This is a genomic window from Pseudomonas sp. 9Ag (assembly GCF_902506445.1).
GTDB classification, from domain to species: domain Bacteria; phylum Pseudomonadota; class Gammaproteobacteria; order Pseudomonadales; family Pseudomonadaceae; genus Stutzerimonas; species Stutzerimonas stutzeri_AB.
Genome location: NZ_LR733836.1, coordinates 3384394 through 3408812, shown reverse-complemented (window position 1 = coordinate 3408812; position 24419 = coordinate 3384394). Strand labels below are relative to the sequence as shown.

General features: G+C 60.2%; 21 protein-coding genes. 5 read left to right on the top strand and 16 right to left on the bottom strand.

Annotated features, from left to right (window positions below; all coding sequences use genetic code 11):
* Positions 1-28 precede the first annotated feature (28 nt).
* The 5 genes from rbfA to ALTERO38_RS15455 all read left to right on the top strand — a co-directional run bounded on the left by rbfA (position 29) and on the right by ALTERO38_RS15455 (position 4709).
* The gene (gene rbfA / locus ALTERO38_RS15475) at positions 29-418 is read left to right on the top strand and encodes a 30S ribosome-binding factor RbfA (protein ID WP_102835598.1); all 390 of its coding nucleotides are present in this window, start codon (positions 29-31) and stop codon (positions 416-418) included.
* A 2-nt stretch (positions 419-420) separates the two neighbouring features.
* Complete coding sequence (truB, locus tag ALTERO38_RS15470) at positions 421-1338, top strand: tRNA pseudouridine(55) synthase TruB (RefSeq protein WP_148926754.1); 918 nt, start codon at positions 421-423, stop codon at positions 1336-1338.
* 119 nt (positions 1339-1457) lie between these two features.
* The gene (rpsO, locus tag ALTERO38_RS15465) at positions 1458-1727 is read left to right on the top strand and encodes a 30S ribosomal protein S15 (RefSeq protein ID WP_019342083.1); all 270 of its coding nucleotides are present in this window, start codon (positions 1458-1460) and stop codon (positions 1725-1727) included.
* Positions 1728-1933: 206 nt separating this feature from the next.
* Entirely contained in the window at positions 1934-4039 is a 2106-nt protein-coding gene (pnp, locus tag ALTERO38_RS15460; RefSeq protein WP_102835600.1) for a polyribonucleotide nucleotidyltransferase, read from the top strand.
* A gap of 274 nt (positions 4040-4313) precedes the next feature.
* Entirely contained in the window at positions 4314-4709 is a 396-nt protein-coding gene (locus tag ALTERO38_RS15455) for a BON domain-containing protein (RefSeq protein WP_159968922.1), read from the top strand.
* Positions 4710-4760: 51 nt separating this feature from the next.
* Here ALTERO38_RS15455 and ALTERO38_RS15450 read toward each other — a convergent pair whose 3' ends face one another.
* From ALTERO38_RS15450 to gluQRS, 16 genes are all read right to left on the bottom strand, one after another.
* Positions 4761-5066: a DUF2845 domain-containing protein gene (locus ALTERO38_RS15450; RefSeq protein WP_159968921.1), complete on the bottom strand. Its 306-nt coding sequence runs from the start codon at positions 5064-5066 to the stop codon at positions 4761-4763.
* 15 nt (positions 5067-5081) lie between these two features.
* Positions 5082-5336, bottom strand: coding sequence for a DUF2845 domain-containing protein (locus ALTERO38_RS15445; RefSeq protein ID WP_256663904.1), 255 nt, complete (start codon positions 5334-5336; stop codon positions 5082-5084).
* Positions 5337-5389: 53 nt separating this feature from the next.
* A complete protein-coding gene (locus ALTERO38_RS15440; RefSeq protein WP_159968919.1) occupies positions 5390-8317 on the bottom strand; it encodes a DUF748 domain-containing protein in 2928 nt (975 codons plus the stop codon).
* A gap of 82 nt (positions 8318-8399) precedes the next feature.
* Complete coding sequence (locus ALTERO38_RS15435; RefSeq protein WP_159968918.1) at positions 8400-9416, bottom strand: class I SAM-dependent rRNA methyltransferase; 1017 nt, start codon at positions 9414-9416, stop codon at positions 8400-8402.
* Between the two features lie 74 nt (positions 9417-9490).
* Complete coding sequence (locus tag ALTERO38_RS15430; protein WP_148926748.1) at positions 9491-10669, bottom strand: acetyl-CoA C-acetyltransferase; 1179 nt, start codon at positions 10667-10669, stop codon at positions 9491-9493.
* Positions 10670-10762: 93 nt separating this feature from the next.
* Entirely contained in the window at positions 10763-11638 is an 876-nt protein-coding gene (locus tag ALTERO38_RS15425) for an oxygenase MpaB family protein (RefSeq protein ID WP_159968917.1), read from the bottom strand.
* Between the two features lie 158 nt (positions 11639-11796).
* Positions 11797-13461, bottom strand: a complete 1665-nt coding sequence (gene pgi, locus ALTERO38_RS15420) for a glucose-6-phosphate isomerase (RefSeq protein WP_102835608.1) — start codon at positions 13459-13461, stop codon at positions 11797-11799.
* Between the two features lie 333 nt (positions 13462-13794).
* The gene (panD, locus tag ALTERO38_RS15415; RefSeq protein WP_019342093.1) at positions 13795-14175 is read right to left on the bottom strand and encodes an aspartate 1-decarboxylase; all 381 of its coding nucleotides are present in this window, start codon (positions 14173-14175) and stop codon (positions 13795-13797) included.
* Positions 14176-14276: 101 nt separating this feature from the next.
* The gene (panC, locus tag ALTERO38_RS15410; protein ID WP_159968916.1) at positions 14277-15140 is read right to left on the bottom strand and encodes a pantoate--beta-alanine ligase; all 864 of its coding nucleotides are present in this window, start codon (positions 15138-15140) and stop codon (positions 14277-14279) included.
* The gene (gene panB / locus ALTERO38_RS15405) at positions 15137-15937 is read right to left on the bottom strand and encodes a 3-methyl-2-oxobutanoate hydroxymethyltransferase (RefSeq protein WP_159968915.1); all 801 of its coding nucleotides are present in this window, start codon (positions 15935-15937) and stop codon (positions 15137-15139) included. The genes panC and panB overlap by 4 nt, the downstream gene beginning before the upstream one ends.
* A 161-nt stretch (positions 15938-16098) precedes the next feature.
* Positions 16099-16593 (bottom strand): 2-amino-4-hydroxy-6-hydroxymethyldihydropteridine diphosphokinase, encoded by a 495-nt coding sequence (folK, locus tag ALTERO38_RS15400; RefSeq protein ID WP_159968914.1) that lies wholly within the window; start codon positions 16591-16593, stop codon positions 16099-16101.
* Positions 16593-17990, bottom strand: coding sequence for a polynucleotide adenylyltransferase PcnB (locus tag ALTERO38_RS15395; RefSeq protein WP_159968913.1), 1398 nt, complete (start codon positions 17988-17990; stop codon positions 16593-16595). Before ALTERO38_RS15395 ends, folK begins: the two co-directional genes overlap by 1 nt.
* A gap of 657 nt (positions 17991-18647) precedes the next feature.
* A complete protein-coding gene (locus ALTERO38_RS15390) occupies positions 18648-20072 on the bottom strand; it encodes a sigma-54 dependent transcriptional regulator (RefSeq protein ID WP_148926742.1) in 1425 nt (474 codons plus the stop codon).
* Between the two features lie 206 nt (positions 20073-20278).
* The gene (locus ALTERO38_RS15385; protein ID WP_148926741.1) at positions 20279-23233 is read right to left on the bottom strand and encodes a sensor histidine kinase; all 2955 of its coding nucleotides are present in this window, start codon (positions 23231-23233) and stop codon (positions 20279-20281) included.
* Positions 23217-23393: a hypothetical protein gene (locus tag ALTERO38_RS15380; protein ID WP_003095129.1), complete on the bottom strand. Its 177-nt coding sequence runs from the start codon at positions 23391-23393 to the stop codon at positions 23217-23219. Before ALTERO38_RS15380 ends, ALTERO38_RS15385 begins: the two co-directional genes overlap by 17 nt.
* Before the next feature lie 119 nt (positions 23394-23512).
* Complete coding sequence (gene gluQRS, locus ALTERO38_RS15375; protein ID WP_148926740.1) at positions 23513-24403, bottom strand: tRNA glutamyl-Q(34) synthetase GluQRS; 891 nt, start codon at positions 24401-24403, stop codon at positions 23513-23515.
* Positions 24404-24419: the final 16 nt, after the last annotated feature.

Sequence of the window (24419 nt, the reverse complement as noted above, 5' to 3'; positions counted from 1 at the left end):
TAGCAGCTTGCTGCTCAAGGCAGATTTTATGGCCAAAGAATTCAGCCGTACCCAGCGTATCGGCGATCAAATGCAGCGTGAATTGGCGCAGTTGATTCAGCGTGAAGTGAAGGACCCGCGTCTAGGTCTGATAACCATAACCGCCGTCGAAGTCAGTCGAGATCTGTCCCATGCCAAGGTGTTCATCACCGTCATGGGTAAAGACGACGATGAAGATGCGGTCAAGGCCAACCTTCGGATTCTCAACGACGCTAGTGGTTTCCTGCGGATGCAGCTGGGCAAGGCAATGAAGCTTCGTACAGTGCCGCAGTTGCACTTCAACTATGACGCCAGTGTGCGTCGTGGCGTCGAGCTGACATCGCTTATCGAGCGCGCTGTAGCAGAAGATCGCAAGCACAGCGATGACGTTGGAGAGTAGGCTTGGCACAGGTAAAACGCATCCGCCGCGACGTCAGCGGCATCATTATTCTTGATAAACCCCGTGGGTTTACTTCGAACGCAGCCTTGCAGAAGGTTCGCTGGTTACTCAACGCCGAGAAAGCTGGACATACTGGTAGCCTGGATCCGCTGGCAACCGGCGTGCTCCCCCTGTGTTTTGGCGAGGCCACGAAGTTCTCTCAATATCTGCTGGACGCCGACAAGGGCTACGAGACCGTCGCCCAGCTTGGCGTGACTACCACGACGGCTGATGCTGAGGGTGAGGTGATTGAGCGCAAGCCCGTCTCCGTCAGCCAGGCGCAGCTAGAGGCTGCTTTGCCGCAGTTTCGGGGTGATCTGCAGCAGATCCCGCCGATGTACTCGGCGCTCAAGCGCGATGGTCAGCCGCTGTACAAACTGGCACGGGCAGGAGAGGTAGTGGAGCGCGAGCCGCGTTCTGTTACCATTGCCCGCTTGGATTTGCTCTCGCTTGAGGATGACCGAGCACGTCTGGCAGTCGCCTGCAGTAAAGGTACCTATATCCGGACGTTGGTCGAGGATATCGGGCATGCCTTGGGTTGTGGTGCGCACGTAGCCGAGCTGCGGAGAACCCAAGCGGGACCGTTCGATCTGAGTCAGACGGTCAGTCTTGAAGAGCTTGAGCGGGTGCACTCAGAGGGTGGTGCTGAGGCGGTTGATGCCTTTCTGAAGCCAGTGGACAGCGGACTCGAACATTGGCCGCTGCTGCAGCTGTCAGAGCACAGCGCATTTTATTGGCTGCATGGACAGCCGGTACGCGCACCGGAAGCGCCGAAATTCGGCATGGTGCGGGTGCAGGATCACAATGGTCGCTTCATCGGAATAGGTGAAGTGAGCGAGGACGGGCGCATTGCGCCGCGTCGACTGATTCGGTCCGAGTGACCGATACGCAGCGCGCCCTGAAGGTGCGCCGCGTTACGAGGATGGCTGTTGGCAGGCACGGTCACACCTCTTTTAAAACACGGGATGCAATCCCGGCCTGTTCATAGAAGGAGCCCATCATGGCACTTAGCGTTGAAGAAAAAGCCCAGATCGTTGGCGAGTACAAGCAAGCTGAAGGCGATACCGGTTCCCCGGAAGTGCAGGTTGCCCTGCTCACCGCCAATATCAACAAGCTGCAAGGTCACTTCAAGGCCAACGGCAAAGACCACCACTCCCGTCGTGGTCTGATCCGTATGGTTAACCAGCGTCGTAAGTTGCTGGACTACCTGAAGGGCAAGGACACTACTCGTTACAGCACCCTGATCGGTCGTCTGGGTCTGCGTCGCTAAGCGATGCTGGTGCGAAGCTGAATGCCAAAGCTGGAAGTGGGGTTTGCCCTGCTTCCAGCTTTTGCCTTTCAGAAGCGCACGTTTCGGACAGCGGTAGGGACGACTCCCATCGCTGCCCACAAATTTTGTGTGACATGTCCCGCGCGAGGCTGTGCCCGCAGGATGTGAGAACGATTCCCCCAAGGCAACAAAGAGAAGGAACCACCGTGAACCCGGTAATCAAGAAATTCCAATTCGGTCAATCGACCGTTACCCTCGAGACTGGCCGAATTGCCCGTCAGGCCACTGGTGCCGTTTTGGTCACCGTTGATGACGATGTGACCGTGCTGGTCGCCGTCACCGGTGCCAAGACCGCCGACCCAAGCAAAGGCTTTTTCCCGCTTTCGGTCCACTACCAGGAAAAGACCTACGCAGCCGGCAAGATCCCGGGTGGCTTCTTCAAACGTGAAGCACGTCCTTCCGAAAAGGAAACGCTGACCTCGCGCCTGATCGATCGTCCGATCCGTCCGCTGTTCCCAGAAGGCTTTCAAAACGAAGTACAGGTCATCTGTACTGTCGTGTCGACCAGCAAGAAAACCGATCCGGACATCGCTGCGATGATCGGTACTTCGGCTGCGCTGGCAATTTCCGGTATTCCGTTCAACGGTCCGATCGGTGCCGCACGCGTCGCCTTCCATCCAGAAACCGGCTACCTACTAAACCCGACATACGAGCAACTCAAGGCATCCAGCCTGGACATGGTTGTTGCCGGTACCAAAGACGCGGTTCTGATGGTTGAATCAGAAGCCAAAGAGCTGACCGAAGATCAGATGCTGGGCGCCGTACTCTTCGCTCACGACGAGTTCCAGGCCGTTGTTCAGGCCGTAACCGAGTTGGCGGCTGAAGCAGGTAAGCCGACCTGGGACTGGCAGCCGAAAGCTGAAAACACTCAGCTGCTCAGCGCTATTCGTAGCGAATTCGGCGAGGCCATCTCGCAGGCGTACACCATCACCATCAAGCAGGACCGCTATGCGCGCCTGGGTGAGCTGAAAGACCAGATCGTTGCCAAGTTCTCCGGTGAAGAAGGTCAGCCGTCAGCCGGTGAAGTCAAAGAAGCCTTTGGCGAAATCGAATACCGCACCGTCCGCGAGAACATCGTCAACGGCAAGCCGCGTATCGATGGCCGTGATACCCGTACCGTGCGTGGTCTGAACATCGAAGTCGGCGTGCTCGACAAAACTCACGGCTCGGCGCTGTTCACCCGTGGTGAAACCCAGGCGCTAGTGGTTGCCACCCTGGGCACCGCGCGCGACGCTCAGCTGCTCGATACCCTCGAAGGCGAGAAGAAAGATCCCTTCATGCTGCACTACAATTTCCCGCCGTACTCGGTAGGTGAGTGTGGTCGCATGGGCGCTACTGGTCGCCGCGAGATCGGTCACGGCCGTCTGGCCCGTCGTTCCGTTTCGGCCATGCTGCCAAGCGCTGACGAGTTCCCGTACACCATTCGCGTGGTTTCCGAGATCACCGAGTCCAACGGTTCCAGCTCCATGGCTTCGGTTTGTGGTGCCTCCCTCGCACTGATGGACGCCGGTGTGCCGATGAAGGCGCCTGTTGCTGGTATCGCCATGGGTTTGGTCAAGGAAGGCGAGAAGTTCGCGGTTCTGACCGACATCCTGGGTGACGAAGATCACCTGGGCGACATGGACTTCAAGGTCGCCGGTACCGCCAAGGGCGTTACTGCGCTGCAGATGGACATCAAGATCCAGGGCATCACCGAAGAGATCATGGAGATCGCGCTGGGTCAGGCGCTGGAAGCGCGTCTGAACATTCTCGGTCAGATGAATCAGGTCATTGGTCAGTCGCGTACCGAGCTGTCGGCCAACGCACCGACCATGATTGCGATGAAGATCGATCAGGACAAGATCCGTGACGTCATCGGCAAGGGCGGCGCCACCATCCGCAGCATCTGCGAAGAAACCAAAGCCTCTATCGACATCGAAGACGATGGTTCGATCAAGATCTTTGGCGAGACCAAGGAGGCTGCAGAGGCCGCCAAGCAGCGCGTTCTGGGTATTACCGCTGAGGCAGAGATCGGTAAGATCTACGTCGGCAAGGTTGAGCGCATTGTCGACTTCGGCGCCTTCGTCAACATCCTGCCGGGCAAGGACGGTCTGGTGCACATCTCGATGCTGAGTGATCAGCGCGTCGAGAAGGTCACCGACGTGCTCAAAGAAGGCCAGGAAGTGAAGGTTCTGGTGCTGGACGTCGATAATCGCGGCCGTATCAAACTGTCGATCAAGGATGTAGCTGCGGCCGAGGCATCTGGCGCATAAGCATCCCCGTGACAGAAAAGAGCCCTTCGGGGCTCTTTTTTTTGCGCAGGCATAAGGTAATCAAGTCGTTGCGCTAGCCTGGGTATTGCAGTCTGCACGCTTCGCTTGCTCGAAACATGCAGAGTGCTAGTGGCTTAACGGCACTATGCCGCGCTATGTATCTGAATAATAAGGGAATTTATAATTTCGCCATTTGGCATGCAGCTTGCGATCTTTAAGGTGAACCTGCGGTAGGGCTATGCCGCAGCAACTATGAGAAACAGGAGTGCGCCTCATGAACAAGATCCAGACCTCTATAACTGCTGCCGCTATTGCAACTGCCTTCAGCTTGCCGCTGGCAGGCGTTGCGTTCGCCGAAACCACCTCAGCTTTTGACGAAGCGCAACCGATGATGTTGGCTGCCAGCGACACCATGGATGCCGCTGAGCACACCGCAGACGAAGCGGGTGAGGCGATGTCCGACACCTGGATCACTACCAAGGTCAAATCTGCTCTGCTTGCTGGCGACTCGACTCCAGGCATGCAGATCGAAGTCGAAACCAATAATGGTGTCGTCTCTCTGTCCGGGACAGTCGCCACCGAGGCGCAGCGTGAGATGGCCATCGACAAGGCCAAGACCATCGAAGGCGTCAAAGACGTCTCTGCAGATGGCCTGAAAGCGGTGGACTAACCGCTTAGGTAATAAAAAACCCGCTGCTTGCAGCGGGTTTTTTATTATCCATCAGCCTCGTTCGCTATCGATGTTGCTGAGACGGTTACCTTCGAAGCGCAAAAAATGGTACATGCCATTGGTGGGGCCGTAAGTCCATTCCTCTATCTGGACCTCCTGACGGAAACCGTATTCGTCGACCAGCTCCTTGTATCCGGTGAATGAACGGTTGGCCGGCTCACCGCACTTGGCGTGGACTTCAGCTGTCGAATCTCTCAGGCTTACCAGCTTGCTTCCGCAACGAAATGTCGAAGAAGCCTGCACCTGCAGCGCAAAGAACGTGAGGGTAAACCCGGCAAGCAAGGTACTTTTTCGCATTTCGACTCCCAGAGCTCAGTTGGCGCGACTGGTTTCGATCCGTACCAGCCGATTTCCCTCGAATGTGAGGATGCTGAATACGCCATTGTCTGGGCCGTAAACCCATTCTTCACGCATCATCTCGCGGCGTTGATGTGCGCCCAGGGTGTAACCCACCAGGTCACGCTGGACTGGTTCGCCACATTTACGCTCCACTTCAAAGGTACGGTCGCCAGTGTTGATCAGGCTGCTGCCGCAACGGAGGGTGTCCGCGCCAACTCCTGAACTCATCAAGCCGACCGCGAAAGAAAGGCCCACTTTCCAATGCCGCCTGCCTGTCCGTTTCATTCCGCCTCCAGATGCAGCACCGTTGGGACTTCTCTACCTTGGGGAGTTTGGGCAATGCCTGTGTCGAGCAGGAAAACTCTGCCTGCTTCCAGCCCTGTATTGTCCACCAGATAATCCTTGATGCTGGCGGCTCGCGCACGGCTCAGGCGTCGCAGAAGGGCGGTGCTGCTCTCTCGGCTGCTAAGGATTGCCTGCCGCAGCTGTCGCGCTCGAGTGTCCTCGTCGAGGCTTTGCCACTCAGTGGGCGGCTGCTGTTGCAGGCGGCTGCGATAGATGCCTTCCAACATGGCGGCTTTTTCGTCTTCACTGATTTCAAGCATTGCAGGATCGGCGGGCACAGTGTCACCACGTCGCTGCAAGACCTTGTACCAGGTCTGTTGATATTCGCGCTCCAGCCATTGTTCGGCCAGTAGGGGCCCATCCACGGCGGGCGCGCTCATACCTTCGATCTCAAGCCTCAACACCGGTCGCTCCTTGAGCGCACTCGCGAGCGTATCCAGGTTGCTACGCGCAGCACTGTCCAGTTCGCTGCTGCCCGGCGGAAAGAGGATTTGACTGAGGTCAGCCTGGTCACGACCTACGAGCCCACCGAGAAACTTGAATGGGGACTTGGCCGCTTTAACCACCAGATTGCGCAGCGTCTGCCAGATGATAGGCACTACATCGAACTGTGGATTCTTGAGATCTCCCTGTACCGGAATCTTCAGCGCAATGGTGCCGCTGCTGTCCTTCAACAGCGCCACTGCAAGGCGTATTGGCAGATCGACGGCCTGTTCGCTGTCGACCTTTTCGCCCAGCTGCAATTCCTCCAGTACCACTTCGTTTTCAGCATTCAGCTGCCCTTGCTGGATGCGGTAATGCAGGTCCAGATTCAAGCGGCCCTTGCGGATGCGGTAGCCAGCGAACTTGGCCGAGTAGGGCGAGAGCGTCGTCAGTTCGACCTGTTTGAAACGGGTGGTGATGTCGAGGCTCTGGAGTGGCTCGAAGGGCGTCAGGCTGCCCTCGATGCTCACGGGCGCGTAGCGGTCAACCTTGCCCTGTATATCAACGCTGGCAGCGTTGTGTTGTCGGTTGTCGATTGTGCCAATGCTGCCGCCAAGATCCTGGATGGCAGTGATGAACGGCGGACGCAGACTCAGGTCAGCGAAATTGGCCGAACCGTCGGCTATCTGAATCCCGCCGATTCGTAATGCGAAGGGCACGTCTGGCTCGTCTGGAGATGCTGATGCTTCCGAAGAAGCCACCTCTGGACTGGGCGTAGCTGTGGGCTTCTCCACCAGCAGGTCATTGATGTTGGTCGACAGGTCCGGGTTGATGATGAAGCGTGCATACGGCTGGTTCAGGTCGAGCTTGTCGATCTGCAGCTCGCTCGGATAGCTGTAATCCAGGCCGCTGATCTGCAACGACTGCCATTTCACCAAGTCCCGGTCCTGAATGGTGTCCAGTGTATGGAGCTGTGTGATCTCGGCGGAACCGCCGATATGAAATGCCAGCGGTTCAATGCCCTTTAAATCGACGGCAAGCTGGCTGGCCAGCAGTCCGCTGCGTAGCTCCAGGCGAACGAATGGTGATAGGTAAGGCTGCGCCAAGCGCAGGTCGATCCCTGCCAGCGTCACGTCGAAACGTCCCTGCATTGGCGTCAGCGTCAGTTGCCCTTCGGCAAGCAGCGAGCCTTGTTTGCCGACCTCTGTCTTCAGTTTTAGCTCCACTGGAGAGGTGCCGCTGCTGTCGAAGTTGCGCACGTCCAGATCGAGCGGCCCGACTTCCAGTTCGACGTTCGGCTCAGGAGCTTTGTCAGCCAGGTGCAGTTGGTAACCACGCAGTTCAGCGTCAGCTATAGCGATCCGCCAAGGTTGACTGGGGGCATCGCTTTTTTGCGCTGGCTGAGGCTCTTCGTCAGTTGTTTCGGTGGGCTGTGGCTCCGCATTGCCTGCCACAAGGCGCTGCCAATTGAGTTGGCCATCAGGCTCACGGATCAGCCAGCTTTCCAGTGCCTGGCTGCGTACCTGGCCAAGGGTCACTTGTCGCTTCTGCAAATCCAGCGAAGTTTGGGCAATCTCTGCTCTATTCAGACGAAGCAGTGGCTGCCCTTCCAGACTATCGATGCTCAGCGAGGCCAGCGTAGCGCTCGCGTCGTTCAGTTGCAGCGAAGTGCCTTCGCTGAGGTCGAGTTGATAGTCCGTCTTCAGGCTCAGCTTTCCTTCGTTAAGAGCGAGCGGGGCCATGTCGCGGACATAGGGCCAGAACGTCTTCAGCGCCAGTCCGTCGATTTCAAGCTGGCCGGTTGATGTGATGGGGGAGAGGTTGAGCTGACCTTTCCATTCGATATGTGATCCGTCCGGGCCCTTGGCAACCAGAACGGCATCAGCCGCGTCGGCTGAACGGGTCGCAAAGTTAAGCAGTTCGAAATCCAGCGAGTCGAGGATGAAGTCGATCGGCTCTTCGGTTCGCTGATCGGCGAAGTGCACCCGGCCGCCGGCCAATTTCAAGCGGTCGATACGCAGGGCAAGGGGCTCGGAGTCCTCTTCCGGCAACGCTTCAGCCCGAGGCAGCTCGAACAGCTCGGTCAGGTTCAATTTGCCGTCGAGGTCAAACAGAACTTCGGCATTCGGCCCGATGAGCTCGATAGCCGAAAGGTGCAGCGTTCGACTCCACAGGCTGTCCCATTCGAGGTCGAGAAATAGCCGTTCGAATCCCAGTTGCTCGGCATCCGGCTCGCCCATGTGCAGCTTGTGGAGCCTTAGCTCGAGCGTGAACGGGTTGAACTCGATCCGCTCAAGGCGTGCCGGTACCGTCGCGTAATGCGTCAGTTGCTGATTTACGACGCGCTGCGCCACTCCGGGCAGAATCAGAAAACCGAGCAGGCAATATACGATCAGGGCGGTCATCAGGCCGATGAGCGCGCGCTTCAATCCGTTGGGCATGCGGACCTACTTTCCAGGCGATGAACTGCCTTGGAGTATGGCATGACACGCGGGTTCCTCCCGCGAGTGCGGGCGCATTGCCTCACAACTGGAGCATCAGCACCTTGAGCGGCGGCTTGCCGTCTGTCGAAGGGAAGTCGGCTGCCGGTGGCAGCGCCTGGCAGTCCCGAACCGGTCGCCCGGCCTTGGTCGCGCAGCGCAGGACCTGATCTCGCCAGTCGTCGAGGTCGACCTTTGCCAGGTTGTTGCAGCAGATAAGGGCGCCGTTCTCGGCGGTTGCAAGCAGTGCGGGTTTGAGCAAACTTTGGTAGTCGCGCAGCAGGTCGACTGTGCCGAATGCGCTCTTTGACCAGGCCGGTGGGTCGAGCAATACCAGATCGAATTGCTTGGGTGAAAGGCGCGGGTAATCCGGCAGAGGACGGCCGCGTCGCTGTGGAATAGGCATGTCGGCGAGCTGACGGATCGCGGGAAAGTAATCCGACTGAATAAATTGCATCGGGACCAACTCAGGGTTCAGCGCACCGTTCTCGCGGCCGACCGCGAGGTTGCTTTCGGCGAAGTCCAGATTGCACACCTCGCGAGCGCCGCCAGCGGCAGCGCTGAGGCCAACGCCGCAGGAATAGGCGAAGAGGTTGAGCACTGACTTGCCCGCGCTGTTGGCCTTGATCCAGCCACGTACATTGCGCAGGTCCAGGAACAGCAGTGGATCCTGACCGCTATGGCGCGCGCGAACGCGGTAGTTTAGGCCCCACTCCTGCCCGATCAGGTCTTCCAGCGCAGCTGGATCGGCGCGGTAGACGGGGTCACTGCGGTCAATACGCGAGTTACCTTGAGAGCGGTCGTTGTAGGCGAGTAACAGGCGTGTGCCCAGGTTCGTGCAGGTTTGCTCATGCAGCGCCAGCAGGGCGCCACGTTCGAGCGTCTCATGGAAGCTCTGCACCAGCAGCAGCGGGCCATAACGGTCGACGGTGAGGCCGGGAGCGCCCTCCTGGCTGCCATGGAACAACCGGTAACAGTCAGTGGCCTGATGGTGTAGTTCGGACAGCAGTGCTTCGCGATTGAGGTAAGCGGCGCGCAGCGCCTGTTCGAGAGAGGACATGCGCGGCGACTCGGGAAGAGGGCCGCGCAGTTTAGCGGAAATCGCCGGCGTTTGGCCGGCGGGCTACCCGTCGGTCAGCGTTCGATTGCCAGCGCGACGCCCTGACCGCCACCGATGCAAAGCGTCGCCAGTCCTTTGTGGACGTCGCGGCGGATCATTTCATGCAACAGAGTCACCAGGATGCGGCAGCCAGATGCGCCGATCGGGTGGCCGATGGCGATGGCGCCGCCGTTGACGTTGACCTTGTTCGCATCCCAGCCCAGTTCCTGACCCACCGACAGCGCTTGTGCCGCAAAGGCTTCGTTGGCTTCTATCAGGTCAAGTTCGTCGAGTGTCCAACCTGCCTTTTCCAGGCAGCGGCGTGTGGCCGACACCGGGCCAATGCCCATTATGGCCGGGTCGACGCCAGCGTTGGCATAGCTGGCGATGCGAGCCATGACCGGTAGGCCGAGCGCCTTGGCTTTTTCGGCACTCATCAGCAACACCGCTGCTGCACCGTCGTTGAGGCTGGAGGCGTTACCCGCCGTGACGCTGCCGTCTTTCTTGAAGGCTGGTTTGAGCTTGGCCAGGCTCTCTGCCGTGGTGCCGGCCCGCGGTTGTTCGTCGGTATCGAACACCAGCGGCTCTCCTTTGCGCTGCGGAATCTCGATTGGGGTGATTTCCCCGCGCAGGCGCCCGGCTTCAATGGCGGCTACCGCTTTCTGTTGGGAGGACGCCGCGAACGCATCCTGGGCCTCGCGCGTAATGCCGTATTTCTCCACCAGATTTTCGGCTGTAATGCCCATGTGGTAGTCGTTGAAGGCGTCCCACAAGCCGTCCTGAATCATGCTGTCGACCAGCTTGCCGTGGCCCATGCGCAAGCCCGTGCGGGCGGCGGGCATGACATAGGGCGCCAGGCTCATGTTTTCCATGCCGCCGGCGATCACCACCTCAGCATCGCCACAGCGAATCGCCTGTGCAGCCAGGTGCAGCGCTTTTAGGCCCGATCCGCAGACCTTGTTCAGAGTCATTGACGGTACTGCATGGGGTAGGCCTGCGCCGATCGAAGCCTGTCTCGCCGGGTTCTGTCCCGCACCTGCGGTCAGCACCTGGCCGAGGATGACTTCGTCGACCTCCGCGGCATCGATTCCGCTCTGCTGAATGAGTTGGCGAATCACCGCGGCGCCCAGTTCGACGGCTGGTATGTTGGCCAGGGCGCCCTGAAAGCTGCCGACAGCGGTGCGAGTGGCAGCGACGATAACGACGTCTTGCATGATCTTGAACCTCGAGAAAGGTGCGGGCTCCGCGGGGCGCTCATGGTGGCACAGGCCGAAAGGTGGCTCCAGGTGCGGAACCTGCCGGTCACGCTAGCGTATGGGCAGGCCCATGCGGCGGCGCGCCCGGTGAACCGAACCGCTGCGCACGGCCCAGCGCAGGACCGGCGCGGTTCGCCTGACGGCCATTCGGATCAGTTGTCCTTGGCGGTCGGACTGGCTGAGATCAAGCATGTCGCTGGCCCAGTCCGGCAACAGGTCGACGCCGGCTCGCATCATCAGCGCGCCAAACGGCTTGACCAGGCGACTCGGAGCAGGGGCGTCGAACAGGATGCGCACGATCTCCCGTGAGCGCTCATCGCAGAGCAGCTGTGGGCGGATCGCCTCAAGGTAGTCGTCAATCTCTTGCCGGGAATGCGGCACATGGCGGGCGCCGAGCGCTTCGGCAATACGCGCCACTTCACTGTAGTAACGATCTTGCTCTTGACCTGGCAATGCGGGGTTGAGGTAGCGCAGGTGCGCCTTGAGAAAGCTGCTGACTTCGGCAACGTGCACCCAGGTCAGTAAGTCTGGGTCGTACGCAGCATAGGGGCGGCCGTCCGGTGCATGCCCAGTAACCTTGAGGTGAATGGCCCGGACCCGTTTGATCAGTCGCTGCGCATCGGTCTGACTGCCAAATGTAGTCGCCGAGATGAACTGGCCGGTGCGGCGCAGCCGGCCGAGCAAGTCGTCGCGAAAATTCGAGTGGTCCCAGACGCCGGCTAAGGCGAGTGGATGCAGGGCTTGCAACAGCAGGGCAGAGATCCCGCCCACCAACATGGAGGTGAAGTCACCGTGCACGCGCCAGCAGACTGACTCCGGGCCGAACAGGCCAGGGTCACCTGGTGGGTTTTCGTAGTCGACACCGCCGATGGCCAGTCCGGTGAGGCTGAGCACCTGCGTTTCAATATGACGGCGGATGATTTCCAAAGGCAACGTCTGGCGTGACTGGGAACTTGAATGTTACCCGAAGCGCAGGTGTTACCCAGGCCTGGCCGATCAATCCAGGACCGCACGCGTGCAAGTCATCAGAAAAGTGGCGGGAGGGTTGCCGGACAGCGACCAGGCGCTGTCCGGTTCTGCATCGATCAGCCGCGATGACGGCCGCGGAAAAAGTTGATCAGCCCTTGGGTCGAAGCGTCCTCGGCGGGCTGCGCATCGAAGCTGGTCATCTGGCCGTAGACGGTTTTGCCCAGGTCCTTGCCGAGCTCCACGCCCCACTGGTCGAACGAGTTGATGCCCCAGATCACGCCTTGGACGAACACCTTGTGCTCATAGAGTGCGATGAGTGCACCGAGACGGCCTGGACTGATGGTTTCCATGACCACGGTGTTGCTCGGTCGGTTGCCCGGAATGACCTTGTGCGGCGCCAGACGCTCGATCTCGGCTTCGCTCATGCCTTTTGCACGCAGCTCGGCTTCGGCCTCTTCGCGCGTCTTGCCGCGCATCAAAGCCTGGCTCTGTGACAGGCAATTGGCGTAGAGCCACTCGTGGTGATCGGCGACTGGATTGTGGCTGACCACAGGCACGATGAAATCTGCGGGGATCAGTGGTGTGCCCTGGTGCAGCAACTGATGGTAAGCATGCTGGCCATTACAGCCGACACCGCCCCAGATCACCGGGCCGGTATTACAGGATACCGGTGTGCCGTCCTGGCGCACGCTCTTGCCGTTGGATTCCATGTCCATCTGCTGCAGGTGTTTGACGAAGTTGCGCAGGTAGTGGTCGTAGGGCAGGAAGGCGTAGCTCTGCGCGTCCCAGAAGTTGTGGTACCAGATGCCCAACATCGCCAACAGGATCGGCATGTTGGTTTCGAACGGCTCGTTGAGGAAGTGCTGGTCCATGCTGTAGGCACCGGAGAGCAAGTCCTTGAAGTTGGACATGCCGATGGCCAGCGCGATGGGCAGGCCGATCGCCGACCACAGCGAGTAGCGGCCGCCAACCCAGTCCCACATCGGAAAGATGTTCTTCTCGCGTATGCCGAACTCGACGGCCGCTTTTTTATTGCTGGTGACCGCGATGAAATGCCGGTAGAGCTTTTCCTCGGTGCCGCCTTTGCCCAAGTACCAGGTGCGCGCAGCCTGGGCGTTCTTCAGGGTTTCGAGGGTGCCGAAAGTCTTGCTGGAAATGATGAACAGCGTGGTTTCGACGTTCAGCTTGTCGGTTACCTCGCGAAATTCACTGCCGTCGATGTTCGCCAGGTAGTGCGTGCGCACGCCATGCTGGGTGAAAGGCAGTAGCGCTTCGGAGACCAGCTGCGGGCCGAGAAACGAGCCGCCGATGCCGATGTTCACCACGTCGGTGATGGTCTTGTCGCTGAAGCCGCGCCAGAGGTTGTTATGGATCCGGGTGACGATGTCGGTCATCTGCGCCAGCGCCGCATGCACGTCGCGCATGATGTTCTTTCCGTCGACCATCACCGATTCGCCCATCGGTCGGCGTAGCGCAGTGTGCAGTACCGGGCGGTTTTCCGAGGCGTTGATCCGCTCGCCTTCGAACATGGCGCGGGCCGCCTGCTCGACGCCGGCCTCGCGCGCCAGGTTCACCAATAGGGTGCGGGTCTCTGGGGTGATCAGGTTCTTTGAGTAATCAAGAAACAGGCCGCTGCAGGAAACCGACAGGTCATCGAAGCGCGTCGGATCGGCCTTGAATGCCTCGCGCATGCTGAAGTTCTGCATGGCCAGGCGGTGTTCTTCCAAGGCCTTCCAGGATGGCAAGCCGGTGGCATCGAGAGGGTGCTGGTAGTAGCTCATGGTTGTGCGGCTTCCTTTGCTTTGGCGGACTGTCTGCGGCTCTGCGATTCGTTCGGACAGTCATTCGATCATGCTGGCACGCTGGCATTCGTCCTGAATGCGGCAGGCGCGTTCCGCTGCGATTGGACCGCAACGGCGACGGTGCATCCTGCACCGTCGAGACTGGTCTGACTGGCAAAAACGCGCGGCGTTCCGAAGCGTTGCGCACAGGCTACCGATAGCGACCAAGACAAGACGACCATTGCAGATTTATAGGGTCGGGGGAAACCCTTTGCACACAAAAAAGCCCGCATCACTTGGGTGATGCGGGCTTTTGATCAACTGACTTCGAATTTAGGCGACCTGAACCGGAATTGCGTTGCTGGTGTGACTGAGATCGCCATCGGCGCCCATATACAAAACGTGTGGCTTGAAGCTGGCCAGTTCGGCTTCGCTGTAGTGCGCATAGGCACAAATGATCACTCGATGACCCACGCCGGCCTTGTGCGCGGCGGCGCCGTTGACGGAAATGATCTTCGAGCCTTCCTCGCCGCGGATGGCATAGGTAGTGAAGCGCTCGCCGTTGTCGACGTTGTAGATCTGGATCTGCTCGTATTCGCGGATGCCGGCGAGGTCCAGCCAGTCACCGTCTATGGCGCAGGAGCCTTCGTAATCCAGAACCGAGTGGGTCACCTGGGCGCGGTGCAGTTTAGCCTTGAGCATGATGGCGTGCATGGCGGGGTCCTCCGGGGGCGCAAGCGGCGCAGAGTGTGCCCGAACCCTCAGGTGTGTTCAAGACTGAGGGCCGGGCTGGGTTAGGCCGATGGTCGGCTGTATCAGGACGCTCTCTGGGAGATGTCTACCAGCAGGTTATCCAGCAGCCGGGTCTTACCGAGGTAGGCCGCGGCGAGAATCACCAATTCGCGGCTGTCGGCCGTGACCGGGCTGAGATCCAGTGCGTTGCGAACTTCCAGGTAGTCCGGGCGCAGGCCGGCGGTCTGCAGGCGCTGATGACCTGAAGCAAGCAGCGCCGAGTAGTCGCGCTCACCGTTACGTATGGCTTCGGCCAGTTGCTGCAGCGTGCGGTGCAACACCGGGGCGGTGGTGCGCTCGTCAGTGGTGAGGTAACCGTTACGTGAGGACAGCGCCAGGCCGTCCTCGGCGCGTACGATGGGCTCGCCGATGATCTGCACGGGCATGTTCAGGTCGCGGATCATGGTGCGGATGACCGCCAGCTGTTGGAAATCCTTCTGGCCGAAAACCGCAAGGTCCGGTAACACCATATTGAACAGCTTGCTGACAACGGTAGAGACACCGTCGAAATGGCCTGGGCGGCTGCCGCCACAGAGTCCCTCGGAGACGCCTGGTACGCGGACGATGGTCTGCAGCGCCTGACCGTGCGGATACATCTCCTCGACGCTGGGCGCGAACAGCAAGTGGCAGCCGGCCTCGAACAGCTTGTCCTGGTCGGCCGTCAGCGTGCGCGGATAGCTGGCGAGGTCTTCGTTGGGGCCGAACTGCAACGGATTGACGAAGATGCTGGCAACCACGAAGTCAGCGCGTTGGCCGGCCTTCTTGATCAATGCAATGTGGCCGGCATGCAGGTTGCCCATGGTCGGTACAAAGCCGATGCGCTTGCCTTCGCCCCGTGCGCGGGTTACTGCGGCGCGCAGGTCGGCAACAGTTTTCACCACGTTCATGCGGAGAACCCATGTTCGGCGGCAGGAAATTCAACAGACTTAACCGCCTGGACGTAGGCGGCGATGGCGGTCGGTATGTCGCCATGCTCGTGCATGAAGTTCTTGACGAATTTCGGTGCTCGGCCGGTCAGCGACAAGCCGAGCATGTCGTGCAGAACCAGGACCTGACCATCTGTTGCGCTACCGGCGCCAATACCGATTACCGGTACCGTTACCGCCTGGGTAACGCGTGCGGCCAGTTCACTCGGAACGCATTCGAGCAGCAGCATCGCCGCCCCGGCATCCTCCAGTGCTTTGGCGTCAGCAATCATCTGCAGCGCCTGAGCTTCTTGACGGCCCTGAACCTTGTAACCGCCGAAGATGTTCACGGCCTGCGGGGTAAGCCCCATGTGCGCGCAGACGGGGATGCCGCGCTCGGCCAACAGGCGAATGGACTCGGCCAGCCAAGCTGCGCCTTCGACCTTGATCATGTGCGCGCCGGCCTTCATCAAGGTCGCCGAGTTGTTTAGCGTTTGTTCGAGGGTGGCGTTGGCCATGAACGGCAGATCAGCGACGATCATCGCCCCGCGGTTGCCACGTTTGACACAGGCCGTGTGATACGCCATCTCGTCAACCGAAACCGGCAGGGTGCTGTCGTGACCTTGCAGGACCATCCCCAGGGAGTCACCGATCAGCAGCATCTCGACACCGGCCTCGCAGGCAATCTTGGCGAAGGTGGCGTCATAGCAGGTCAGCATGGCGATCTTCTCGCCTTTCTGCTTGAGGCCTTGCAGGGTGGTCAGGGTTACGTCTGGCATGAATGCCGTCCTCCTAAAGCCTCTCGGGGATCACGGTTGCAGGCGGAGCGTCAGGGTTGCCCCGTTTCGATGCGTGCCGGCAGAGGGCGCTTATAGTCCAGATGGCGGCGAACTAAGTCAATCGTGAGTGTTACCCACAGGTTACATCTGTTACCCAGGGGTTACAGCGGCTCGCCAAGCCGCTCAAGGCCTTCGTAAGGGCAGCTGGCGACGAGCACGGCAAGCGAGCGGCCGTCGGCGAGCTGCAGACCGTCCGGAGCTATCTCGGCGAGCGGGTAGAGAACGAAGGCTCTGGCATGCATGTGATAATGCGGCACCGTCAGGCGCGCATCGCTGATCAGACGATTACCGAACAGCAAGATGTCCAGGTCCAATGTGCGCGGGCCCCAGCGTTCGGCTTTGCGTTGACGGCCGTGGGCCAGCTCGATGGCTTGGAGTGCATCGAGCAGGGCCAGGGGTGGCAATGACGTGTTCAGCGCAGCCACGGCATTGTGGTAACGCGGCTGATCCGGCGGGCCTAGTGGGTCGCTGAGATACAGCGAGGACACAGCGGCGAGCTGCGTGTCGGGGATTCTGGTCAGGGCGTCGAGGGCGCTACGCAGCTGATGGCGAGGTTCGGCCAGGTTGCTCCCCAGGCCGATATAAACCCGGTCCATTAATCGGCAGACGCCGGTGCGCTTTCGTTGGGGCCGCGCTTGCGACGGTTGCTGCGACGACGTTTGCGTGGGGCGCCACTGCCATCGTCCTTGTTGCTCAGCCCCCGGATCATGTTGCGGCGCTCGCTCTCGTTGGCTTCCTGGTAGTCCGTCCACCATTCACCCAAGCCATCGGTTTTTTCACCGGCGCTCTCACGCAGCAGTAGGAAATCATAGCCGGCGCGGAAGCGTGGATTCTCCAGGAGCTGGTCCGCACGACGCCCTTGACGGCGCGGCAGGCGTTCCTGCATGTCCCAGATCTCGCGCATGGGCATGGTGAAGCGCTTGGGAATAGCGGTGCGCTGGCACTGTTCCCATATGAGGTCATGTGCCGCTTCCTGCATGGCCGGGATTGGCGGCAGGCCCCGTGACTGAACCTCGGCGACCCGCGCCGGCAAGGCCGGCCAGAGCAGCGCCGCAAACAGGAAGGCCGGGGTGACGGGCTTGCCCTGGGCGATACGCAGATCGGTATTGATCAGGGCGTTGCGGATCAGCGTGCCGGCATACTCGGGGTTGTCTTCCAGTGCATCGGCGCTGGCTGGGAATAGCGGTGCTAACAGGTCGTATTCGAGCAGCAATTCGAAAGTGCGCTCGGCTTTTCCGCTAAGGAACAGCTTGATGATTTCATCAAACAGGCGGGCAGACGGCACGTCGTTCAACAGCTCGGCCAGATCAGCAATCGGCTCGGCGCTGTGCTTTTCGATTTCGAAGTTCAGCTTGGCGGCGAAGCGGACTGCTCGCAGCATGCGCACCGGATCTTCTTGGTAACGCTGCTCGGGATCGCCAATCAGACGTATCAGTCGGTTGCGTATGTCGTGCACACCATGGGTGTGGTCGAGGATCCGCTCTGAGGAAGGGTCGTAGTACAGCGCATTGATGGTGAAGTCGCGGCGCTGCGCATCGTCTTCCAGCGTGCCGTAGATGTTGTCACGCAGAATCCGCCCGCTCTCGTTGCGCGAAGCCAGATGGTTGGCTTCATCATCGTCTTCTTCCGGGTGGTTGGCGCGGAAGGTCGCGACTTCGATGATCTCGCGACCGAAATGCACATGGACCAGCTTGAAACGGCGGCCAATGACGCGGGCGTTGCGAAATTCGGCGCGCACCTGTTCGGGCGTGGCGCTGGTCGCTACATCGTAATCCTTGGGTTCCAGGTCCAGCAGCAGGTCGCGGACGCATCCACCCACGACATAAGCCTCGTAGCCGGCATGCTGGAGGCGCTCGACGACGCTGACAGCGTGTCGGCTGAGATCGTTGCGGTGCAGCGAATGTTGCCGGCTGGACAGTATTTCGGGGGTGCGACGAGGATGCGGTAGTCGGCGCAGGGGGAAACGAAAAGACTGGAACAGCTTTTTCAGCATGAGAGGCACTGTGTGGCGAAATGACAAGGTGGCGAGGTGAGTAGCCACGAAACAGGCGTGGATTCTAGCACCGGGTGCAGGGATGTTGAACGAAGCGCGGAGAGGTGTCAAAGCACGGCGGGGGCCAGAAAGCACGAGGGGGAGCCGAAGCTCCCCCTTTAAATGATGTCGCGTGCTTTGTTGTTATTAGTATTTCGGGCGTGTTGTTTTTGTTTGGGTCGCCCGTTCCCTTCAGCTATCGCGTCCGGGAATCGCTCCTACGTTGGGAGCAAAGAGCAAACGGATTTCTTTGGTCGCTGATTTACCATTGATCATTCGATCCAACCAGTTCAGGCGCTGCTTATGCAGTTTTTGTTGTTCTCAGCCTGGTCGTGGGGCAAAACCCCATTTGGCATTTCCTCTCCAAAAGAATCAGTTAGCTACGCCTCTGCCTTATTGTCTTTATTTTGCTAGAGCCGGTACGTCTTGTTCTTATTGTGGGTCTGCTTGTTATTGTTGTTGTGCTAGATATAAAGCATTCGCCGTGCCAGTTTTTGAAAAGCCTTTAAAATCAATTGCTTGGCGTTTTGGGTGGTTGGTTTTGCCTGTAGAGTCGGTGGCGGCCGTTACCGATGAACCCGTATTTTGTTACGTCTTGGTAGTGGCGGTAACAGCGCACTACCCAGCGGCGGCCGATTTGCGTCGTGGTATCCCCAGTCGCTGGCGACGCTCCCACAGGCACTTGCGGCTGATGCCGAGCTTGCGGGCGAGCTCGGTCTCGGTCATGTGGTCCTGGTGCTCAAGTACGAAATGCTGAAAATAGTCTTCCAGCGACAGATCCTCGGTTGGCTCGTTGCTGGTCGAGACAGCGGAACCGAGCGGAACGCCGGGTTCATCGAAATCTTCGTCGAGAGGGTCGAGCTCGATATCGATACCCAGTAGCTCAGCGCTGATCTCGTCACTCTCACTGAGAATTGCCGCGCGCTCGATGGCATTCTCCAGTTCGCGCACGTTCCCCGGCCAGCCGTACTGCCGTACGGCCTGCTCGGCCTCGCGGGAGAAATGCAACCCATCACTGCCCATGCGCTCGCTCTGGCGTGCCAGGAAAGCCTTGGCGATTTCCAGCACATCAGCGCCGCGTTCACGCAGGGGCGGGAGTTTCAAGGCGATGACGTGCAGTCGGTAGTAGAGGTCTTCGCGAAATTGCCCGTTTTTGGCCAGCGTCTTCAGATCACGGTGGGTTGCAGCGACCAGGCGCACATTGACTTTTTGCGACTGGGTAGAGCCCACCCGCCGAATTTCGCCTTCCTGCAGTACGCGTAACAGTCGCGCCTGTGCCTCCAGCGGCAGCTCTCCGATTTCGTCGAGAAACAGGGTGCCGCCATCAGCGGCCTCGACCAGGCCGGCGCGGCCGGCACTGGCGCCGGTAAAGGCACCTTTCTCGTGGCCGAAGAGTTCGGACTCGATCAGGGTTTCCGGAATGGCGGCGCAATTGACCGAAATCATCGGCGCCTTGGCGCGACGGGAAAGGTTATGCATTGCGCGGGCAACCAGCTCTTTGCCAGTGCCCGATTCGCCTTGGATCAATACGTTGGAGTCGGTCGGGGCGACCTTGCGGATCTTGCCGAACAAGTCCTGCATCGGGCCGCAGCGACCAATGATGCCAAGATCGCCATTGATGGAGTCTTCTGTCGTTGCGTCAGCAGCGGGCGTGGCGTTGCGTGATGTCTCGGCTGGCGCTGCGGCAGCTTGCTGCCGATCATGAAGAATGCGTGCCACGGTTTGCAGCATCTCGTCGTGATCAAAGGGCTTGGCGATGTAGTCCACCGCGCCCATTTTCATCGAGTCCACTGCCGAGCGCAGGCTGGCGTAGCTGGTCATGATCAGCACGGGCGTGCCTTCGGCCAGCTTGATCAGCTCGGTACCGGGAGCGCCTGGCAGGCGCAGGTCGCTGACGATCAGATCGAAAGAGGGAATGCTGAAGCGCTCCTGAGCTTCCTGTACCGAGCCGGCTTCGCTGACCTCGTATTGGTTGCGCTCGAGCAGTCGGCGCAGGGCGGAGCGGATAATGGTTTCGTCTTCGACGATCAGAATATGGGACATCAGTACTCTCTCGACGGTCTGAAGGCGGCTACACATTGGCTGGAAACGGCGCTGAAGAGGGCTCGTTTACGAACCTGTGCAAGCCGCCGCGGTGCGGCTTGGTGCGGCTGCGGGGCGCCAGCGTCATCTTCACCCAGGTCGCGGCGGGACCAGCTATACGCTGGGTCGCTCATGGTCGAGACCTGGCTAAAACTGCCGTCGCCTCGTCAATCACCTGAATCTGTTGCCTCGGCATGACGCGGCAGGGTGATGCGGAAACGCGTGCCGCGTTGGGTTTCCGGGTCGGCCGGGCTATCAATATTGATTTGCCCATAATGCTCTTCCACGATCGAATAGACCAGTGCGAGGCCCAGCCCCGTGCCCTCGCCTGGATCCTTGGTGGTAAAAAACGGCTCGAAAAGTCGATCCTGAATCGACTGCGGAATGCCGCTGCCTTCGTCTTCGACGATGAGATAGACGGTCTGTTCGGAGACTTCGCTGCGTACTCGGATGGCGCCGCCGGGTTCCGATGCGTCGCGGGCATTGGACAGCAGGTTGATCAGCACCTGAGCGAGCCGCTGCGGGTCTCCCTCGGCCACATGACCGGGGTCGCAGAGGTTGAAAAAGCGCACCTCGGTACCGTGGCGGTTAAGTGAGAGCAGGGCAATTGCATCTTGAGCCACCTCGGCCAGGCTTACCGGGTACCGGTCCTGCTGCCTGCCGCCGGCGTGGGCGAAACTCATCAGCGACTGAACGATGCGCGAGACCCGCTTGGTCTGCTCGACGATCTGGTTGCTGGTCTCGATGATCTCCGGGTCTGCCTCGCGCTCTTCGCGCAGGTTCTGCGCCAGGCAGGCGATGCCGGTGATTGGGTTGCCGATTTCGTGGGCGACACCGGCCGCCAGTCGGCCAATGCTGGCCAGGCGCTCAGAGTGGACTAGCCGATCTTCAAGCTGCTGGGTCTCGGTGAGGTCTTCGATCAGCAGTACCAGCCCGCTGCTGCCCGGTGCCAATGGCTCGGCAATCGCGGCCTTGTGCAAGTTCAGGCAGCGGCTGTGGCCGTCCAGTTGCAGCCGCTGTTTATGCAGGTGCTCTTCGCGCTGCTGAGTGAAGTCGCTCAGCAAACTCTGCCAAGGCTCGGCGATGGTCGACAGGCGCGAGCCCACCACCTGCAGCGCAGGAATCTCGGTGAGCTCTTCCAGCGCTCTGTTCCACATCAGGATCTCCTGATCCTTGGCCAGCGAGCAGACGCCCATCGGCAGCTCCTGCAGAGTCTGCCGGTGATAGCGGCGCAGTGCATCGAGCTCGGCGGCCAGGCCGGTCAGGCGCGAGTGATAATCCTCCAGGCGACTCTCGATGAAATGGATATCTTCGGTGACGTAGCTGTCCGCACCGTTCTTGTACGAGAGGAAATTCTCGACGATGTCCTGGGCAACGCTTGGACCCATCAGGCCTGACAGGTTTGCCTCGATGCGGTCGCGCAGTCGGCGCAAGGCATAGGGACGATGTTCGTCGAAAGGTAGCTGCAGATCGCGCAGCGCCTGCTCAACCTCACGCTGCGCGGTCTTGGCACCCAGCGGCTTGGCCAGCTGGGTGGCGAACTCCTGCGGCGAAGCAGCTGCCAGTTCACGACGTTGCGGTCGGCGTACGTTTTCCACTGCACAGGCTTCGGCGGCGGCTTGCTCCTCGGCGCTGGTCTCGGTGAACAACGAGAACAGCGAAAACGCCAGCACGTTGACCGCCAGCGAGGCGATTGCCGCCAGGTGCCAGCTGGTGTCGTCGAGCACGTAGACCACGTTGAACAGCGGGATATAGAAACCATCAAGGTTGCCTACCAGCGGCAGCAGCATGGTGACAACCCAGACGGCGATGCCGGCCAGCAACCCTACGATGTAGCCCCGGCGATTGGCGGTCGGCCAATACAGCACCGACAGCACACCAGGCAGAAACTGCAGGGTTGCCACAAAAGCGACGATGCCCAGGTTCGACAGGTCCTGTTCCGCACCGAGTAACAGATAGAAGCCGTAGCCGGCCATGATGATGGCGAGGATCAGGCTGCGCCGGGTCCATTTCAACCAGCGGTAGATGTTGCCTTCGGTGGGCGGCTGGTAGAGCGGCAGTACCAGGTGATTGAGCGCCATGCCCGACAAGGCCAGGGTGCTGACGATGATCAGCCCGCTGGAAGCCGAAAGACCGCCGACGAAAGCCAGCAGCGTCAGTGTCTCGCTCTGCGCCGTGATACCGAGGCCAAGGGTGAAGTATTCGGGATTGGTGCTGACGCCAAGCTTGAGTCCGGCCCAGAGAATCAGCGGTACGGCCAGACTCATCAGCAGTAAGTACAGCGGCAGGCCCCAGCTGGCACTGACCAAGGCGCGCGGGTTGAGGTTTTCGGTAAAGGTCATGTGATACATGTGCGGCATCACGATCGCTGAGGCGAAAAACACCAGCAGCAGGGTGCGCCAGGGGCCTTCCTGCAGCGGCGTGTGCAGGGCCTGCAACGCCGACTGGTTCTGCAGCAGCCAGATTTCCAGCTGATGCGGCCCGCCAAACACGACAAACAGTGCATACAAACCAATGGCGCCGAAGGTCAGCAGCTTGACCACCGATTCGAAGGCGATGGCGAACACCAGCCCTTCGTGCTTCTCCCGCGTGGCGATATGGCGGGCACCGAAGAGGATGGTGAACAGCATGATCATCACGCAGTAACCCAACGCGACCCGTTCCTGCAGAGGCTCTAGGGTGAGAATCCCGATGGCGTCGGCGACGGCCTGAATCTGCAGGGCGAGTAGCGGCAACATGCCAATCAGCATGACTACTGTGGTCAGTGCGCCGCTCCAGGTGCTACGGAAGCGGAAGGCGAACAGGTCCGCCAGCGACGCCAGCTGGTAGGTCCGGGTAATGCGCAGTATTGGGTAAAGCAGTACCGGCGCCAGCAGAAAAGCGCCGCACACCCCCAGGTAGGTGGCGAGGAAACCGTACCCGTACTGATAGGCCAGACCCACCGTGCCATAGAACGCCCAGGCGCTGGCGTAGACGCCAAGGGACAGCGTGTAGGTGAGCGGGTGGCGAATGATGCTGCGCGGGATCAGCCCGCGCTCGCTGACCCAGGCGACGCCGAACAGCACCAGCAGGTAGGCGGCACTGATCAGAATCAGGTGGCTGAGGCTAAAGCTCGTCTGCATCGCGTTGACTCTGAAGAATGAAGGTCACCACGATGAGGATCAGCCACAACAGATAAGGCCGGTACCACGCGCCGTTGGGGTCAATCCACCAGTCCATGATGGCAGGGGAAAACAGATAGATCCCCACCACCAGGAGCAGCACCAGTCGGTAGATGTACATGCTGGAACTCGTGTCGAAAGTAGGCGGATGGTAAAGGAAGCGGCAAGCGGCGGGCCACAGGCTGGCAAAAAAGAGCGGCGCGGGTCGGTTTGGCTCACGCCGAAGGCAACGATGCAGTCTCAGCGCAGCTGCGACTCGGCGAGGGTGCGACAGCGCGGAATGCGCTCGGCATTCCAGTGGGCGATTGCCCAGGTCAGTACCTCATCGGGCAGGGCATCGGTCAGCTCGCTCGGAGTGGTTTGGCCGAGCGCGCGCAACGCGCGCAGCAACAGCGGTGTGGCTTCGGCCGGCTCCAGTGGCGGCGAGCGGTAACGCTTGCCCAGCTTGTGGCCGTCCGGTTGGATGATCAGCGGCACGTGCAGATAGCGCGGGCGGGAAAGGCCAAGCAGCTCCTGCAGGAACAGCTGGCGCGGCGTGGAGTCGAGTAGATCGGCGCCACGGACAACGTCGGTGATGCCTTGCCAGGCATCGTCGAGCACGACTGCCAGCTGATAGGCGATCAGCCCGTCTCTGCGGCGAATGACGAAATCGCCAACTTCACGGCCCAGGTCCTGGCTGTCCTGGCCCTGGACGCGGTCGTTGAAGCTGTAGGTTCGGTCTGGCACGCGCAGGCGAATGGCGGCGTCGTGGGTGTCGCGTCCTGCTTCGCGGCAGAAGCCTGGGTACAGTCCGGCGAACGCCTGCAATTGTTTGCGCGAACAGGTGCAGGCATACGCATGACCGTCCTGCCTGAGCCGCTCGATCACCGTGTTATAGACATCAAGCCGATCGCTCTGGCGGACCATCTCTCCATCCCACTGAAACCCGTAGGCCTCCAGCGCCCGGAGAATCGCAGACTGAGCGCCTGGCATTTCACGCGGCGGATCGAGGTCCTCCATGCGCAATAGCCAACGACCACCCACGGCACGCGCGTCGAGATAGGACGCGAGGGCGGCAATCAGCGAGCCGAAGTGCAGGTAACCACTGGGGGTGGGCGCGAAGCGGCCTATATAAGGAGAGGGTGTGGACATGAGCCGGCTCGGATAA